At 29.8% G+C, this 878-nt stretch carries 1 pseudogene; it reads left to right on the top strand.

The features are described 5' to 3' along the window. Positions 1 to 878 (top strand): annotated as a pseudogene (locus F0000_RS27485) (IS3 family transposase); the annotation flags it as partial.

Genomic DNA, 878 nt, shown 5'->3' with positions numbered 1-878 from the left:
GTAACTTTACAAGTGTATCAGTATTATCAGAAGATCAAAAACGTATTCAACTTTTAGAAAAAGAGTTAAGAAACATAAAGTTAGAGCGCGATATTTTAAAAAAGGCGGTGAGCATCTTTTCCGCGAGCGACAGGTGAGATATCAGTTTATTTTGTTGAATAAAGGTAATTTTCCTGTTGAGAAGATGTGTAGTTGTATGAGAGTTAGTTCTAGTAGTTACTACAATTGGTTAAAAACAAAAAATATAGATAGAGAAAAGCAGAGCTTAAAATATTTGAAAAATAGGATTATAACTATTTTTAATGAGAACAACCAAATCTACGGTAGTAGTCGTATTCAAAAGGTTTTAGAAAGAGAATATATTTATTATAGTCGCTCTTATATTGCTTTTTTAATGAAGAAATTAGGTTTGAAAAGTGTACTTGGTAAAAAGTATGTGATCACTACTGACTCTGATCATTCATATGAGATTCCTAAGAACATTTTGAATAGAGAGTTTTCAAGTACTAGATTAGGTGAAAAGTGGGTTTCAGATATTACATATATAAGAATTGGTAGAAGGTGGTATTATTTAACTAGGGTTCTTGATTTAGCTGATAGGAAAATACTAGCTTGGAATTTAAGTGAGGATATGACTACACAAAATACTATTTATAAAACTTGGTTGCTAGCTAAGAAAAAAAGGCCTATTTCTGATAATCATATTTTTCACTCTGATAGAGGAGTACAATATGCATCTAATACAATGAAAAACTTACTAGATTCAAACCTGAAAATATCTCGATCTATGAGTAGAAAAGGAAATTGTTGGGATAATGCTGTAGCAGAATCCTTCTTTAAAACATTAAAGTACGAGTGTGTTTATAGACATAAGTTTA

Source organism: Aquimarina sp. RZ0, assembly GCF_008370685.1.
Classification (GTDB): Bacteria; Bacteroidota; Bacteroidia; order Flavobacteriales; family Flavobacteriaceae; genus Aquimarina.
Note: the sequence above shows the minus strand (reverse complement) of the source record. Positions and strands in the feature narration are given on the sequence as shown.